At 69.9% G+C, this 236-nt stretch carries 1 protein-coding gene; it reads left to right on the forward strand.

Annotation, left to right across the window (positions count from 1 at the left end):
- Positions 1 to 42: 42 nt before the first annotated feature.
- Positions 43 to 236 (forward strand): ketoacyl-synthetase C-terminal extension domain-containing protein (locus FVS66_RS05080; protein WP_399224896.1); only part of this gene is annotated, 194 nt, incomplete at its 3' end.

Consider the following 236-nt stretch of genomic DNA (forward strand, 5'->3'; position numbering starts at 1 on the left):
GAGCCGTCTCCGCACATCGAGTGGGACTCCGGACGTGTCGAGTTGCTGACCGAGGCGCGGGAGTGGCGGGTCGACGGTCGTCCGCGTCGTGCGGGTGTGTCGTCGTTCGGTGTGAGCGGTACGAATGCGCACCTGATCCTCGAGGAAGCTCCGGCCGAGGAGCCGGCCGAGGAAGCTCCGGTTGAGGAGGTCCGGCCGGCCGGCGCCGTGCCGGTGGTGCTGTCGGCGCGTAATGA

Origin of the sequence: Streptomyces sp. TRM49041, assembly GCF_008271805.1 — a bacterium.
In the GTDB taxonomy this organism is placed as follows: Bacteria; Actinomycetota; Actinomycetes; order Streptomycetales; family Streptomycetaceae; genus Streptomyces.